Source organism: Priestia sp. P1_B12_1 (genome assembly GCF_056406695.1).
Genome location: NZ_JBFTZR010000024.1, coordinates 14,947 through 29,233 on the forward strand (window position 1 = coordinate 14,947; position 14,287 = coordinate 29,233).

The following is a 14,287-nucleotide window of genomic DNA, read 5'->3' on the forward strand; positions in this document are numbered from 1 at the left end:
CAAGCGTCAAACGATTTGTATCTAGAAAAAGGAGGAAGATAAATGAAATGCCCCCATTGCGCTTATTCTAATCCGGAAGGGGTAAAATTCTGCTTAAATTGCGGCCATGAAATCGTGGACCACGACGAAAACTACAGCATATTCTACTTGTTTGCCCATCGTGTTGATAAAATCCCAAGAAATGAACGTTCGGTTGAACCTAAATTTCGAAATATATTCTCTCGAGTCTTCCGACAGCACAGTGAAATGGAAGCTGAACGGCTTTTTATTGTAGGGACAGGGCTTACAACTCCTAAAATAGAAGAAGTTGTAAATACATGGCCAAAGCCTTGGCTTTTTGCAAGAGTCTTTCTTATTGCGCTTGTCGCATACTTAGGGCTATATCTAGGGGTAAGCTTGTTCGAAAACATCAACTTCATACCCGGTCTTATTGTAGTCGGTGCTTTTGCAGTACCATTTACTACGCTTATTTTCTTTTGGGAAATGAACGCTCCGCAGAATATTGCTATTTACAAAATTGTTTATGTCGTTTTTATTGGCGGAATCCTTTCACTTTTATTAGCACTTGTGTTTTATGATATTCTTGGAAATAACACAAACGTGATCGTGATTGGAATATGCGAGGAACTGGCTAAAGTTATCGCGGTTATTTATTTTGTGCGCAATCTTAAATATAGATATATCCTTAACGGACTCCTCTTAGGAGCTGCAATAGGAGCTGGTTTTGCTGCTTTTGAAACCGCTGGCTATGCTTTACGGGCACTTCTTTCCGGCAGCTTTCACATGCTTTATTCTACAATACTTTGGCGCAGTATTTTTGCTCCTGGAGGACATGTAGCGTGGGCTGCCTTGACTGGCGCTGCCGTCTGCATCGTCCAAGGAAATAAGAAATTTCAGTGGAGCATGTTGATAAAACCAAAATTTCTCGGTGTATTTTTGCTTGTCGTTTTTATGCACGCTCTTTGGGACTCACCTATACTAGGTATGTTGCCTGCTGGACATACAATTTTAACGGTTATATTATGGATTTTAGTATTCAGTATGATTCGTACTGGGCTAAAAGAAATCGCAGATAAAAAGTTGGAGTTGACCTACTGCAAAGAAAAACCTACCTCCTCATAGGAAATGTTCGGCTTGCGTTAAACTGCTCGTTTTAACTTTTTATTACCTTTATGTTTCATTTTGAAAATTGTTGTTACAAATTGTAAAAAAAAGCATTCAAACTACCTGTACATGGTATGATAACTTCAATAACATGAAAGGGTGACTTGGTGGATGAACCTAACTGAAATTAAGCACATGGTAGCAAATTTAGTAAATTATAGAGATAGCGACATTACCCATACTCTTGCCAATAGGTTTACACTAAGTTATTCAAAACAATTAAACAGTTTTCAAATCTGCGATATTGAAAACGATATCATTTATCGTTATGAGGAACTAGAAACAACTGCGTTAGCTCTGTTTAACATGGTCCATAATCTTCCTGAAACTATTTACAGACATACTAATTCGTTTGAACAAGTTTAAAGCAGCAAAAAAAAGCTCATTTATTAACTAACATGAGCTTTTTTTGCCGGTGCTTATCTATTTTAGTTATTTATAACCTTCTTCAGAAGAAGAATATCCTTTTTAATTGCCCGTCTAATTTCTTCAACTTTACAGCGTTTGTATTCTTGTACTAAGCGATAGAGCTCTCGTTTAAATAAAAATTCATCTTGTTGACTACTCATAGCAGCATGCCCCTTATTAGCTTTCTATCACAAGTGATTAAAGAAAGTATTCCCTTTTCTTCTTATAAAAAACAAGTAAATTCACAAATAGATGTAAAACAACCGCTTATCCCGAGTTTATGTAAACGGCGGGATGTTGTTGCATTTAGAGGAACGACAGCTGAAGAAACATAAAAAAACATTGACTACTAGCTCTCAGTCAATGTTTTTATTTGCTTTAGCTCTAATTCATTAAAGAGCTAATTTGCATATTTTTATGCGTTCATGTCTCCAAGACCTGGAGCGTGCTCATTTGGCATTTCAGATAAATGAGGGACTGGAAAAGCTTCCGGTGGAGGTGTTACGCTTAGGTCTCCGCCGTTTCTGCTTGGCGTCTGCCCTTGGAATATTTCTCCCATTCGGTGCGGATCTAATCTAAAATCAAATTGCGTGTTATGATACCCCATCTCGACAAATTTTCTGCATTCAGGGTATTTGTTAATATCATAATTTGGTACAGGGAATAGTTTTCCCCAGTCCACGCCTAATGTTTCAAGAGCTTTTGCAAACGCATTTTGATGAGCATTATCTCGAACGATTAAGAAACCTAGCGTTTCTCTTAACGTTTGGTTAGAACTCATTTCGTATATTCTTGTTTTTTGTAAAACGCCGGTTGATTCTAATACAACGTTATTCAGCAAATCAGCCGCTAGATTTCCGTGATTATAAACCCATGAGCCGTTCCATGGATTCCCGCCCGCATCCACTGGCAGTGAGCTTTGAGCGCCCATGATATAGTGATGAGGATTAGCGTGTTTTACAGCTTCATCAAGAGGAGCCTGATCTGAACCTTGACTTCCTACCCCGGCTCCGCCGGATTCATCTAGCAATGCATTAATGGTATTTTGAACGAGTTCTACGTGAGCTATTTCTTCTAAAAAAACGCCTTTCATTAAATCGCGATACTGCGTCTCTTTTCCTCTGAAGTTAGAGCTTTGAAAGAAATATTGCATCATCGTCCGCATTTCACCAAACTGCCCGCCTAAGGCTTCTTGCAGTACCTTCGCGGCCGCAGGATCGGGCTTATCCGGTTTAATGCCATTGATTAATCCTTCTTTGTAATAATACATATCAAACACTCCTTTTACTGACATGTCTTGATTGTTTTCTTAAACTAACATATGCACATACCTACTTTCTCCCTGTGCGGCTTTTTTATTCTGGATATTAAAAGATAACTTGATTGAAACACGTGAATAACACCCTTTGTTATAGGCAAAAAAAAAGACCTCTCGCACATATCGAGGGCCTTTCTTTCTTTTATTTAGAGGAAACTTTTTTACGAGTTAAATCATGATGCAACGAAGTATCAGGAATTTCCGGATTGGGAACCTGTCCCTTTGCTACAGGATCTTTGATATATACATATTCACCGCTTCCGTCTGGGGCACTTCCAGTAGCCCACGGTCCCTCTTCTGATTCAGCGCCTTCTGAGAGGTTCCAAAACTCATAAGCTTCTGGCTGTGATTCTTTTTCAGCCTCAGGAGGGAAAGATGCAGGAACAACTACTCCATTTTTTTCTTCTAGTTCGTTTATAGCTTCCATCCACTGATACTGGTGATAGCGATCACGCGCTAGCATTTTGCGGAATGTCGCGCGTACACCTTCATCTTTTGTCATATGGTATAACCTAGCTACTTGAAGTCTACCTTGGCTTTCTGCATGCAAGTTCGAACGCATGTCTGCTAATAAATTGCCGCTTGCTACGATATATGAACCGTTCCATGGAACTCCATTTGAATTAGTAGGCAAACCACCAAGGCCGCTCACTAATAAATGCTGAGGATTAATTCCTCCCATGATAGCTGCTGTTGCAGGATCTTTCGCAGCTTCTGCTTGATCTTCTGGAGATGCTCCATCAAGTAATTGACTAATAAGTGAACAGAGCATCTCTACGTGTCCAATTTCTTCTGTACCTATATCCATCAGCATATCTTTATATTTCTCTTCTCCTCGACAGTTAAATCCTTGAAAGAGGTATTGCATCATTACCGTCATTTCACCGAATTGTCCACCTAGTACTTCTTGAATCTGACGAGCAAGCATCGGATCGGGGCGATCTACTTTGACTTCAAATTGCAGTTCTTTTTGATGACGAAACATGTTAACTCCTCCTTTAATATACTAAATTCCTTTTAGAGATTTTTTCCTCTTTTTTCCGTTCCCTCTCGCTATTCAATTAATCACTAAACTTGTATCTTTTTCCTACTGGAACGAAAATGGATAAAATCACCTATTAATAAACTTAATTTAATAAGTAGAAAGACACCTAAAGAGAAAGAAATACCTGCGCTTTGCTCTTTAGTATTCGTTCAGTTTATAACGTTTTATAGTCAAAACCACTGCCAGACAGAAAAATGTTCACTTAAAAATGAGATTGAGACATAACTAATCACTTCAATCAACAGCTAGAAGCAGCTGCAGATATGAAACCTATATTCTCTCCACCACAATAAAAAATCCGAATGATTTAATTAATCATTCGGATTTACTTTCAATTAAAATACTTTTGTTTCAGTTTCTCTTTTCTCTATTACTTGTCTATACCTGCTTTGATTTCTTTAATCATGCCAGCCATTGACTCAAGGCCTCCTCCAGATAAATACCAAAGGCCTGGATCAAGATACACAACGTGATTGTTTTTCACCGCGTTGATTTCTTTTACATACTCGTTTTCAACAATTTGTTTAGCAGATGATTTTTCACCAATCGCTGCACCGCGGTCAACGACGAATAAGTAGTCTGGATTTTGCTTAACTAAATATTCGTATGAAATGCTTTGGCCGTGCTTAGCCGATGGATCTAAACTGTCGTCTGCTGCTTTGATACCGAATACGTCGTGGATTAATCCGTATTTAGAACCCGGACCAAACGCTGTCATTTTGCTGTCATTTGCCATCATTACAAGCGCTTTTTTATCTAGTTTGTCCGCTTGTTTTTTCAAATCTGCAATTTGCTTATCAATTGCTGCTAGCTCTTTTTTCGCTTGATCTTCTTTATCAAAAATTTGTCCTAGTACTTTTGTATTTTCTTTAAATGACTTCATATAGTGCTGGTTGTCCGTATCGATATAGATCGTCGGCGCAATTTTTGAAAATTCATCAAATGAATCCGCTTGGCGGCCTTGAATAATAATTAAGTCTGGCTTTAATTCTGCAATTTTTTCAAAATCAGGTTCTTTTAAGCCCCCTACATTCGCATACTTATCATCTTGATACTTTGATAAATACTCAGGAATCGCTTGTTTTGGCAAGCCCGCTACTTCAACCCCTAGTTTATCTAGTGTATCAAGTGCACCCATGCTGAATACTACAACTTTTTTAGGATTTTTCTTAATTTTAATTCCGTCTTTATTGAACTGATCGGTTACTGTTACCGTCTCTTTTTGCTTACTTTCTCCACCTGTTGTTTCTTTTGCTCCTTGATTACCGCAAGCAGCTACAACAATCGCAGTTAAAACTGCTACAAACATTACTAACACTTTTTTCACTTTCGTCACCTCATGAATAAATTTTATGAAAAATACACGCAAATACGCTGTCCGTTAACCGTTTCGATTGGAATATCCATATCGTATATATCCTTTAATACAGACGTTTGAATGATGGTTTCTGTTGGGCCTTCACGGATTACTTCACCGTTTTTAAGCGCCACGATGTAATCCGAATAGACAGACGCAAAATTAATATCGTGAATGACAATCACAATCGTTTTGCCTAAGTCTTCTACAAGACGTTTCAACAGCTTCATAATTTCAACAGAATGCTTCATATCTAAGTTATTGAGCGGTTCATCTAAGAAGATATACTCCGTGTCCTGTGCGATGACCATGGCGATAAAAGCCCGCTGACACTGTCCCCCGCTCAGTTCATCCAAGTATTTATCTTGAATACTTTCAAGCTTCATGTAACTCAGCGCCTGATCAACCGCTTGTTCATCGCTTTTTGTTAACCGGCCTTTTGAATAAGGAAACCGGCCAAAATTTACGAGTTCACGTACGCTAAGCCTGATATTCAGCTGATTGGACTGTTTTAAAATACTCATTTTTTTGGCTAAATCTGAGCTGTCAATATTCTCTATATTTTTTCCTTCTATTGATATTGATCCTGAGTCGGCTTTAATGAGACGGCTCATAATTGAAAGCAGCGTACTTTTCCCCGCTCCGTTTGGACCGATAAATGACGTGATTTTCCCTTTTGGAATCACGACGGATGTTTTTTCTAAAACGGTTTTCTCTCCGTATGTTTTACTGACATTTGTTACTTCTACCATGATTTATTCTCCTTTAGCAGCAAATAAATAAAGTAAATTCCGCCGGCAAAGTCAATGATGACGCTCAGCGTGGTGCTGAAGGTGAACACTTTTTCAACGATAAATTCTCCTCCGACGAGGGCTATAACACTAAGCAGAAGTGATCCCATCATTAAATAGGTGTGCTTGTACGTTTTGAACAGCTCTCTCGCAAGGTTCACAACAAGCAGTCCAAGAAAGGTAATCGGCCCAACTAACGCTGTAGCCACTGAGACAAAGATGGCGATCACAATCAGCATTTTTTTGACGAGCCCGTCATAATCAATCCCTAAATTTACCGCATGTTCTCTCCCTAGCGACAGTACATCAAAAATGGATGTAAAGCGCCACACGTAAATGCCAAGCAGGATAAATATGACGGCTGCTATATATAGCAAATCGGTATTCACATTGTTAAAGCTTGCAAATGATTTATCTTGTACAACTTGAAATTCATTCGGGTCAATCAGCATTTCCATAAATGAAGACATGCTTTTAAATAACGTGCCGAACACAATTCCAACCAGTAAAATAAAGAAAATATTCTTACCGGCTTTTTTGAACATCAGTATGTAAAGCAAGACCGAAAAGATAATCATCAGCGAAACGCAAAGAAGAAAGTTAAGATTTTTGTTCATGATGACAATATTCGTCGAGCCAAAAATGTACACAATAAACGTTTGCAGAAATAAATACAGTGAATCCAGTCCTAGAATACTAGGAGTTAGAATTCGGTTATTGGTAATCGTTTGAAAGATAACGGATGAAAACGCAATGGCTCCTCCGGTTAAAACAATCGCAGCGACTTTTTCAATTCTTCGCGGCAGCGTGTACTGCCAGTAGCCTAAATCGTAGCTGATAAACAGCGCCACTGATAAAACGGCCAGCGCGGCGAGAATGATGATTTTATGTTTGTTATGCATAACGACCTCTCCTTATCAGCATAAAAAGAAAGATCGCACTTCCTATTACACCGACCATTAGCCCAATAGAGATTTCATAAGGGAAAATAATGACTCTGCCTAAAATATCGCACGCCAGTACGAACACAGCTCCAAGCAGCGCTGTATGAGGCAGGCTTTTTCGCAAATGATCTCCACGGTAAATCGATACGATATTTGGAATGATTAATCCTAAAAAAGGCAGCATGCCAACGGTCAAAATCGTAATTGACGTAATAAGCGACACAATGACTAATCCAATGTTTACGATTTGTTTGTATTTCACACCTAAATTGATTGAAAAGCTTTCTCCCATACCAGCAACCGTGAACTTATCTGCGTAAAGATAAGCAATTATTAAGAGCGGTATACTCAGGTATAAAAGTTCATATCTCCCTTTGACTACTAGCGAAAAGTCGCCTTGCAGCCATGAAGAAAGGTTTTGAATCAAATCGTATTTGTAGGCGATGAAGGTAGCTAAGGAACTTACGATACTGCCGAGCATTAAACCGACTAGCGGAATATAAATCGTATCGTTAAATTTAATTCTGTCTAGTATTCTCATAAACAATAGATTGCCCGCCAGTGAGAAAATAAAAGCAATGCTCATTTTTAATAGAGGACTTGCTGAAGCAAATACTAGTAGAGAAATCAACACACCAAGTCTTGCCCAGTCCATCGTTCCTGCCGTTGTTGGAGATACAAACTTATTTCGCGTAATTTGCTGCATAATTAATCCGCAAATACTAAGGCTCATTCCCGCCATAATAATACTCAAAAGCCTAGGAAAACGACTAAAAAACAGCGTTTGGCTTTCTTCTTTTGTTAAATGAAACAGATCCATCGCTGACAGATCTTGTACTCCTACAAAAAGAGACAAAATCGATAGTACAGCAAACACAAGAATTAACTGATAAAACTTCAACTTTCCTTGCTCCTTTCTTTCATCTAGAAGTCTAGTTATCTCCTCCTCTACATCATATGTAAATGATTATCATTATCAATTGACTTTCTTTATCATATCATTATTCTCTAAATAATCAATGGTTTTCTTAAAATTTAAGCAAAAAAATGCCTTAACAGATGGATCTGTTAAGGCATTTCAAGGTTTAATTAGACTTAAAAATAGCTATTTCTCTCTTCATACATAAGAGATTGAAACAACTACATACATGAAATCTATGTTCACCATAACAACAAAAAAATCCGAACCATTAATAACTATTAATGGTTCGGATTTAACTTTAAGTAAAACACTTTTTGTGGAAGTCCCTCTGTATCAATATTACATATATATGAAATATATGTTTATATTTGAAAGAAATCTACTTATTTTGCAAATACATGGTTTCCGATAACTGCCGTTACTTGCTGCGTTGCAACCCATTGGCTTTCAGCGATTTTCGGATTATAGAAAAACAGCGCATCGTTTTCATGCGGGTTTGATAATGCTTCACTTACCGCTCGTTTTGATTCTTCTGATGCAGGCTGATTAATTGCTCCGTTTGCTACTGGTGAAAATTGATATACGCCGTTTCCTAGCTGCTGATAAATAACGTCGTGAATGTTATTTGGGAATTCCGGTGAAGCTACACGGTTTAATACCACAATTGCTACCGCTACTTTTCCTTGGTACGGCTCACCTTTTGCTTCTGCCTCTACTAATCTAGCTAGTAAATCTTGATCTTGTGCAGAAACCGATGTAGACGGAGCAGTTTGTGCCGGCGCCGGTGCTTCTCCTTGAAGTTTTAACGTTTGTCCGATGGTAATGATATCACTTTGTAAACCGTTAACAGCTTTTAACTGATCCACAGTCATGCCGTTTTGTGTTGCAATATGATATAACGTTTCGCCTTGTGCTACTGTATGTAAAGATGTTGCCGGGCTGGCGGCAGGTTGTGCTTGTCCCTGGTCAGGAATCGTTAATGTTTCTCCAACGTAAATCATGTCGTTTTGGCGGTTATTAGCACCTTTCAGCTCATCTACCGTAACCCCATTTTGTTGGCCAAGCCCCCACAAGGTATCTCCTTTTACGACTTTGTGCGAAGCTGCTGCTGATGCTGTTCCTTGACTTGCTAGAAATGCTACAGACGCTGCAGAAGCAACTGCCCATTTTTTTACACGTTTTTTACTCACAAAAACTACCTCCTAAAATTTGAACCTGTTATTACCTTAGCACATAGATTCGCCTTTTCATTAAAAAAAACAGTAACATTTGTTCTAATTGGATTAAGTTTCTTACAGTGCCATTCATTATGTTACAACTTTTACATGACCCTTAAAGAATATGTAGAAATATGACGATTTCATTGCGAAACGAGCTTTTTATCTGTTTACTTACATTCCTCTTTCTGTAAAAAACTTGATTTAATTATGATTAATCGCAGAGATAAAAAGGAAAACAGCAGTCAAATAGAGAAATAGTGTAACTATTGAGGAATGATTCAGCGCTTCTTTGTCAATTTACGTTTGTTTATTAATAAAGGAGGTCTATTTGGATGTGTGCAAATAAAATGTATGTGACGTATAACACGGAGAAACCGGCTATTACAATTCAAGGAGCTTTTTATCATACGGGAGGAACGCAGGAAGAGTTTTTGCGGGAATTCAAGTACTGGCTTGAATCTCACGGCTGGTCATTTATGGGCGTAACAAATGAAACAACGATGACAACGGCGAACAAAGAGTTAAAAGAAACGATGGAACAGCATAAAATAGAAGGCAAAAAAGTTCAAAGACTAGAAGATTTATAACGATTGCTTCTATGACCCTTCACACATGTCCAAACGCCAATACGTAAAAAAGCCTTTAGGTGAGCTAAAGGCTTTTTTACATTAACGAGAAAGTGCGACCACCTTCTGATTTTCTACTCTCTCTTCAACAGGCTTTCTCATTTCTTTTTCCGTCCATACGCCAATGCGTTTTTGTCTTTTCCCAAGAGGCTGTTTTTCACATGCATAGCAAATTTCTGAAATATCATCAAAATGAGCTAACGACATCTTTATCCCTCCTTTTCTAAATATACACAGGCAAGTTAGTATGCTTCTTCCCTTATTTTCCAAAGCTAAACTGCTTCTTCTTATATTTAAACAATTTATAAACAAACGGAATAAATAATTTCTACTTCATTATCATTTAGATTGTTTTATTTAGATATAGACGGGTAAACACAAACTATCCCACCTCACACCCTGAAGTTTGAAACTGTCACGTAAAAAAGCTGCTTTCTATCCATTACATGGATAGAAAGCAGCTTTTTTATGTAGCTAGAAAAAATGCATTGATGCACCAGCTATAACAACAGGCAACCGGCCCTTTATTTTCTAGCAGTTCGTTTTTTGTAACGGTGAATAGTATGCATGGATTCATTAAAATCTTTCATTAGACGATAAGGCTTGCTCACTAACCTTATCGGAATTCCAGTTAAAAATCTATTTATATCTTTTTTATATTCTTTTGATACTCGGTTAGGTTTAGTAAAGACACGCTTGTAGACCTCTTTATAGAACTCTTTCAAAACATCAACTTTAAATACCATTGTACGCCTACATTCTTGACACTCTACGCGTACAATTTTGCCGTTAATATAATAAACGTGGTGAGGAAGCTCTTCTTTGCAACTGTTACAATATAAACCTGCTTCCATTTGGGTATCTTTCACACTTCCTCCCCCCCTGATTTACATTATTTATATAGTTCGTTTCTACGACTGAACAAGCACTTTTATTTCATTACCTGATAGAACGGCTTCGAATCCTTGACGCCAATAATCAAGAGGTACAATTTTAGTGATCATTTTCTCTGTATTAATTTTCTTTTCCTCAAGAAGTTTTAAAGCAATATGCCAAGAACTTGGTTTCTGAGAACGTGTTCCAATATATGTAATTTCTCTTTGGATGATAGATTCTTGATCTAAAAGGTTTAATTTTTCGGAGAAAATTCCTACTTGTACAAACGTTCCTTTTTTCTTAACCAGAGGCAACCCTTGGTTTAACGCCTGAACAGCACCTGAACACTCAAATAACTTGTCAACACCATATCCCTTTGTATAAGTCAGCACAATTTCTTCTAAGCTTTCTTTTTGGATATCTACAGTTACGTCGATTCCTAACGACTTAGCTAACTCTAAACGCTTCTGATCTTTTGTTATACCTGCTAATATAACAAACGCTCCTTGTGCTTTTACAACTTGTGCTTGCAGTAAACCAATGGGACCTGGACCAAAAATTAATACTTTATCTTCTTTTTTAACAACCGTTTTTTCTAAAGCTGCATGAACGCAGCAAGCTAGAGGCTCAGTTAAAGCAGCTGCTTTTAGGTCGACTGTATCTGGCAGCACATGGACACTTTCCTCACGCGAAATAACATATTCAGCAAAGCTGCCGTTTATTTGTGTACCTATCCCTTTTCGATGAGCGCACAGATTATAGTCTTTTTCTAAGCAATAATCACACTCTCCGCACGTCACAAATGTTGTTTCACTGGTTACTTTATCGCCAACTTTTACTTTTGTTACATCTTCCCCTACTTCAACGACTATACCGGAAAACTCATGCCCAAGCACAACCGGCGTCTGGGAATTTTTATATTGACCTGTAAACGTGTGAATATCCGTACCGCATATTCCGGTATACGCTACTTTAATCTTCACTTGGTTTTTCTGAACTCCTAATTCAGGGATTGTTTTTAACAGCATCTTATCGTAGCCTGGCTCTACCTTCATGACTGCCTTCATTTTTTTCACTCCTTATTTGGAATTATTAACACTTTTCCATAAGCTTCTTCTCGATTAATAATCATATTAAATGCTTTTTGCGTGTCTTCTAACTTAAATCGATGAGAAATTAATTCTTTTAATCTAATCTTTCCATTTAAAATAAAGTCAACGCTTGTTTTCCACTCTTTCCCGGGAAACGGTGCAGAATAAGAGTTCCAGAAACCTTGCAATGTAAGCTCTTTTCTAAAAATACTCTCAAATGCTGCTTCAGATAAACACACATCTGAATAAGCAATACCTAAATATCCAACCTTCCCTTTTTTACGAGTAACAAGCAGGCACTGCTCTTGAGTGACAGTGGAACCCGCACATTCGAGTGCAAGATCCACTCCTCTTCCTTTTGTATATTCATTAATTTTTTCAAGGACATTTTCATAACGGGCATGAATTACTTTTTCACAACCCATGGTCCTCGCTTCTGCAAGCTTTTCACTAGAAATGTCGATGGCGATGATTTCTTTTACACCCGCAATTTTCAACCATTGAATCGTCAGCATGCCAATGACTCCTGCTCCAAAGACAGCTGCAGTGTCTCCTATTTGCGGATGAATATTAAGTACTCCATGAAGCGCTACTGCTAAAGGTTCTATCATAGCTGCTTCTTCAAAGTCCATCTCTCCTACTTGTATAACATTTGAAGCTGGAATATTGACATACTGAGCAAATCCGCCAAATGATTGCGCACCAATCATTCCGTAGTTTTCGCATAGTGAATACTGCCCTTTTTGGCAATATTCACATGTGCTGCACGGTTTAAACGGAATAGCAGCTACTCTGTCTCCAACGTTCAAATCTACTACTTTTCCCCCTTTTTCAACGATATACCCAGCAAATTCATGTCCCATAATGGCAGGTAGCGGATACTTCCATCTGCTTGTCATTTTGTGTGTATCCGATCCGCATATTCCTGCTGCCATTACTTTTATTTTGACTTCATTCGCTCGGCAGGAATCAATCCCAATATCTTGATAAATGATTTTATTTTTTTCATGTAGCACAGCTGCTTTCATTGTCTTACCTCCTGTTTATGCCTATTTTAAAAAATAGAAGCCCACAGCTGAGAGAATTTAAGAATAAGCCAGTTAAATAAGTTTCCTCCCATGTCTAAACTTGAAATTTGTGTTGCACCTTCCGGCATAGAAAACTGAGCTCCTGATAACATTTGTGTATGCACATCTGCAAAATTCGTTGCCATATAAAGTGATAGCGCTACCATAACAGTGCCCGAAATAAGAGAGTGTATAATATTCCCTTTTAATGAGCCCACAACAAAAGCTACATAGAAAGGAATGGTTGCCAAATCCCCAAACGGCAATACTTTATTCCCAGGTAGAATGACAGCTAAAAGTAATGTAATAGGGACAAGTAACAGTGCTGTAGCCATAACGGATGGATGTCCTACTGCAAGAGCGGCATCTAATCCAATATATATTTCACGATTACCATATCGTTTTTGAAGAAAAGAACGAGCTGCTTCAGAAATTGGAATAAGTCCTTCCATTAAGATTTTAACCATTCTAGGCATCAAAAGCATAACCGCTCCCATTGAAATACCTACTTGAAAAACTTTACCAAGGTCATAGCCTGCTAATATACCGATTACACACCCTAAGATTAAACCCATCATCATTGGTTCACCGAAAATACCAAAACGTTTTTGAATAGATTCGGGATCTGCGTTCAACCTTTTAATCCCTGGAATCCTTGATACACCCATACCTACCAAAATACCAATTGGTCCAAATGCAGCTGTAGAACCCGTAGGAAGAGAAATTCCTTCTAACCCGTAAAATTTTTGAACCATTGGCGCTGTCTTATCTGCTACAAATAAAACAGCAATTTCATACAGAACGGTACACAATATTGCAAACCACCAGCTTCCTGTGACAACGTATCCCGTTGCGCCAGCAGCGATAAAGTGCCAATAGTTCCAAATATCAATATCAAGCGTTTTAGTCAGTTTTAACAAAAGCAAAATAATATTTACAAACAAGCAAACAGGAATTAGTATAGCTGCAACGGGAGATGCCCAAGATATTGCAGCGGCAGAAGGCCATCCCGTATCGATAACAGTTAGATTTAATCCAAATCGTTCAACCATTGCTTGTGCTGCTGGTCCTAAGTTTTTTACAAGTAAATCAATAACTAAGTTGATGCCGACAAAACCAATTCCTATTGTGATTCCGGATTTAAACGCTTTTTTTGCTCCTGTTTTAAATAACAGGCCTAAGATAAAAATGGCAATTGGTAAAATAACTGTAGGTCCTAGATTTAATACTGCTTGCACACCTGATAGAAGTTTATCCATATCCATCCCTCATTTTTCTTTTGTCATTTCCTAAAATGGAGGCAACGCGTGATCCCTATGCTTGTAAATGCGTCAGAATTTTTTGATCTAGTGCTTCCATGCCAATCCCTGTGATATAGGAGGTTGCGCTTAATGCTGGAATGCTGTACTTTGTAGGTAAAATCGTTGTCGATACAATTAAATCCGCTCCCTCTTGGCG

General features: G+C 38.1%; 17 protein-coding genes. 3 read left to right on the forward strand and 14 right to left on the reverse strand.

Annotated features, from left to right (window positions below; genetic code table 11):
- Positions 1 to 42 precede the first annotated feature (42 nt).
- Complete coding sequence (locus tag AC1D0Y_RS27690; protein WP_098524760.1) at positions 43 to 1,122, forward strand: PrsW family intramembrane metalloprotease; 1,080 nt, start codon at positions 43 to 45, stop codon at positions 1,120 to 1,122.
- A gap of 153 nt (positions 1,123 to 1,275) precedes the next feature.
- Positions 1,276 to 1,530, forward strand: a complete 255-nt coding sequence (locus tag AC1D0Y_RS27695) for a hypothetical protein (RefSeq protein ID WP_477708239.1) — start codon at positions 1,276 to 1,278, stop codon at positions 1,528 to 1,530.
- A gap of 62 nt (positions 1,531 to 1,592) precedes the next feature.
- On the opposite strand, the gene AC1D0Y_RS27700 is transcribed toward AC1D0Y_RS27695, so the two are convergent.
- From AC1D0Y_RS27700 to AC1D0Y_RS27735, 8 genes are all read right to left on the reverse strand, one after another.
- The gene (locus AC1D0Y_RS27700) at positions 1,593 to 1,733 is read right to left on the reverse strand and encodes a hypothetical protein (RefSeq protein WP_221784174.1); all 141 of its coding nucleotides are present in this window, start codon (positions 1,731 to 1,733) and stop codon (positions 1,593 to 1,595) included.
- Positions 1,734 to 1,987: 254 nt separating this feature from the next.
- Positions 1,988 to 2,842 (reverse strand): manganese catalase family protein, encoded by an 855-nt coding sequence (locus AC1D0Y_RS27705; protein WP_060746377.1) that lies wholly within the window; start codon positions 2,840 to 2,842, stop codon positions 1,988 to 1,990.
- 190 nt (positions 2,843 to 3,032) lie between these two features.
- A complete protein-coding gene (locus AC1D0Y_RS27710) occupies positions 3,033 to 3,875 on the reverse strand; it encodes a manganese catalase (RefSeq protein WP_034650592.1) in 843 nt (280 codons plus the stop codon).
- A gap of 430 nt (positions 3,876 to 4,305) precedes the next feature.
- Positions 4,306 to 5,262, reverse strand: a complete 957-nt coding sequence (locus tag AC1D0Y_RS27715) for a siderophore ABC transporter substrate-binding protein (protein WP_098248065.1) — start codon at positions 5,260 to 5,262, stop codon at positions 4,306 to 4,308.
- Positions 5,263 to 5,285: 23 nt separating this feature from the next.
- Complete coding sequence (locus tag AC1D0Y_RS27720; protein WP_028409263.1) at positions 5,286 to 6,044, reverse strand: iron ABC transporter ATP-binding protein; 759 nt, start codon at positions 6,042 to 6,044, stop codon at positions 5,286 to 5,288.
- The gene (locus AC1D0Y_RS27725) at positions 6,038 to 6,985 is read right to left on the reverse strand and encodes an iron chelate uptake ABC transporter family permease subunit (protein ID WP_060746379.1); all 948 of its coding nucleotides are present in this window, start codon (positions 6,983 to 6,985) and stop codon (positions 6,038 to 6,040) included. The genes AC1D0Y_RS27720 and AC1D0Y_RS27725 overlap by 7 nt, the downstream gene beginning before the upstream one ends.
- The gene (locus tag AC1D0Y_RS27730) at positions 6,978 to 7,928 is read right to left on the reverse strand and encodes an ABC transporter permease (protein ID WP_013057891.1); all 951 of its coding nucleotides are present in this window, start codon (positions 7,926 to 7,928) and stop codon (positions 6,978 to 6,980) included. The genes AC1D0Y_RS27725 and AC1D0Y_RS27730 overlap by 8 nt, the downstream gene beginning before the upstream one ends.
- A gap of 404 nt (positions 7,929 to 8,332) precedes the next feature.
- Complete coding sequence (locus AC1D0Y_RS27735; RefSeq protein WP_060746380.1) at positions 8,333 to 9,139, reverse strand: cell wall hydrolase; 807 nt, start codon at positions 9,137 to 9,139, stop codon at positions 8,333 to 8,335.
- Positions 9,140 to 9,501: 362 nt separating this feature from the next.
- On the opposite strand from AC1D0Y_RS27735, the gene AC1D0Y_RS27740 reads away from it, so the two are divergent.
- Positions 9,502 to 9,756 (forward strand): hypothetical protein, encoded by a 255-nt coding sequence (locus AC1D0Y_RS27740; RefSeq protein ID WP_013057893.1) that lies wholly within the window; start codon positions 9,502 to 9,504, stop codon positions 9,754 to 9,756.
- Between the two features lie 81 nt (positions 9,757 to 9,837).
- Here AC1D0Y_RS27740 and AC1D0Y_RS27745 read toward each other — a convergent pair whose 3' ends face one another.
- From AC1D0Y_RS27745 to AC1D0Y_RS27770, 6 genes are all read right to left on the reverse strand, one after another.
- Positions 9,838 to 10,002: a hypothetical protein gene (locus tag AC1D0Y_RS27745; protein WP_013057894.1), complete on the reverse strand. Its 165-nt coding sequence runs from the start codon at positions 10,000 to 10,002 to the stop codon at positions 9,838 to 9,840.
- 317 nt (positions 10,003 to 10,319) lie between these two features.
- Positions 10,320 to 10,664 carry a hypothetical protein gene (locus AC1D0Y_RS27750; protein WP_013057895.1) on the reverse strand — a complete coding sequence of 115 codons (345 nt, stop codon included), beginning with the start codon at positions 10,662 to 10,664 and terminating at the stop codon, positions 10,320 to 10,322.
- Positions 10,665 to 10,706: 42 nt separating this feature from the next.
- Positions 10,707 to 11,738, reverse strand: coding sequence for a zinc-binding dehydrogenase (locus AC1D0Y_RS27755; protein WP_060745338.1), 1,032 nt, complete (start codon positions 11,736 to 11,738; stop codon positions 10,707 to 10,709).
- A gap of 5 nt (positions 11,739 to 11,743) precedes the next feature.
- Positions 11,744 to 12,790, reverse strand: coding sequence for a galactitol-1-phosphate 5-dehydrogenase (locus tag AC1D0Y_RS27760; RefSeq protein ID WP_477708240.1), 1,047 nt, complete (start codon positions 12,788 to 12,790; stop codon positions 11,744 to 11,746).
- A 26-nt stretch (positions 12,791 to 12,816) separates the two neighbouring features.
- Positions 12,817 to 14,088 (reverse strand): PTS galactitol transporter subunit IIC, encoded by a 1,272-nt coding sequence (locus AC1D0Y_RS27765; protein WP_060745336.1) that lies wholly within the window; start codon positions 14,086 to 14,088, stop codon positions 12,817 to 12,819.
- A 55-nt stretch (positions 14,089 to 14,143) separates the two neighbouring features.
- A partial coding sequence (locus tag AC1D0Y_RS27770) for a PTS sugar transporter subunit IIB (RefSeq protein WP_477708241.1) occupies positions 14,144 to 14,287 on the reverse strand: 144 nt, incomplete at its 5' end.

Bases quoted from the DNA above. Each gene is read 5' to 3' on its own strand.
- AC1D0Y_RS27710 (WP_034650592.1), bottom strand. From the start codon at position 3,875: ATGTTTCGTCATCAAAAAGAACTGCAATTTGAAGTCAAAGTAGATCGC.
- AC1D0Y_RS27695 (WP_477708239.1), top strand. From the start codon at position 1,276: ATGAACCTAACTGAAATTAAGCACATGGTAGCAAATTTAGTAAATTAT.
- AC1D0Y_RS27765 (WP_060745336.1), bottom strand. From the start codon at position 14,088: ATGGATAAACTTCTATCAGGTGTGCAAGCAGTATTAAATCTAGGACCT.
- AC1D0Y_RS27700 (WP_221784174.1), bottom strand. From the start codon at position 1,733: ATGAGTAGTCAACAAGATGAATTTTTATTTAAACGAGAGCTCTATCGC.
- AC1D0Y_RS27690 (WP_098524760.1), top strand. From the start codon at position 43: ATGAAATGCCCCCATTGCGCTTATTCTAATCCGGAAGGGGTAAAATTC.
- AC1D0Y_RS27740 (WP_013057893.1), top strand. From the start codon at position 9,502: ATGTGTGCAAATAAAATGTATGTGACGTATAACACGGAGAAACCGGCT.
- AC1D0Y_RS27755 (WP_060745338.1), bottom strand. From the start codon at position 11,738: ATGAAGGCAGTCATGAAGGTAGAGCCAGGCTACGATAAGATGCTGTTA.
- AC1D0Y_RS27745 (WP_013057894.1), bottom strand. From the start codon at position 10,002: ATGTCGTTAGCTCATTTTGATGATATTTCAGAAATTTGCTATGCATGT.
- AC1D0Y_RS27705 (WP_060746377.1), bottom strand. From the start codon at position 2,842: ATGTATTATTACAAAGAAGGATTAATCAATGGCATTAAACCGGATAAG.
- AC1D0Y_RS27720 (WP_028409263.1), bottom strand. From the start codon at position 6,044: ATGGTAGAAGTAACAAATGTCAGTAAAACATACGGAGAGAAAACCGTT.
- AC1D0Y_RS27725 (WP_060746379.1), bottom strand. From the start codon at position 6,985: ATGCATAACAAACATAAAATCATCATTCTCGCCGCGCTGGCCGTTTTA.
- AC1D0Y_RS27760 (WP_477708240.1), bottom strand. From the start codon at position 12,790: ATGAAAGCAGCTGTGCTACATGAAAAAAATAAAATCATTTATCAAGAT.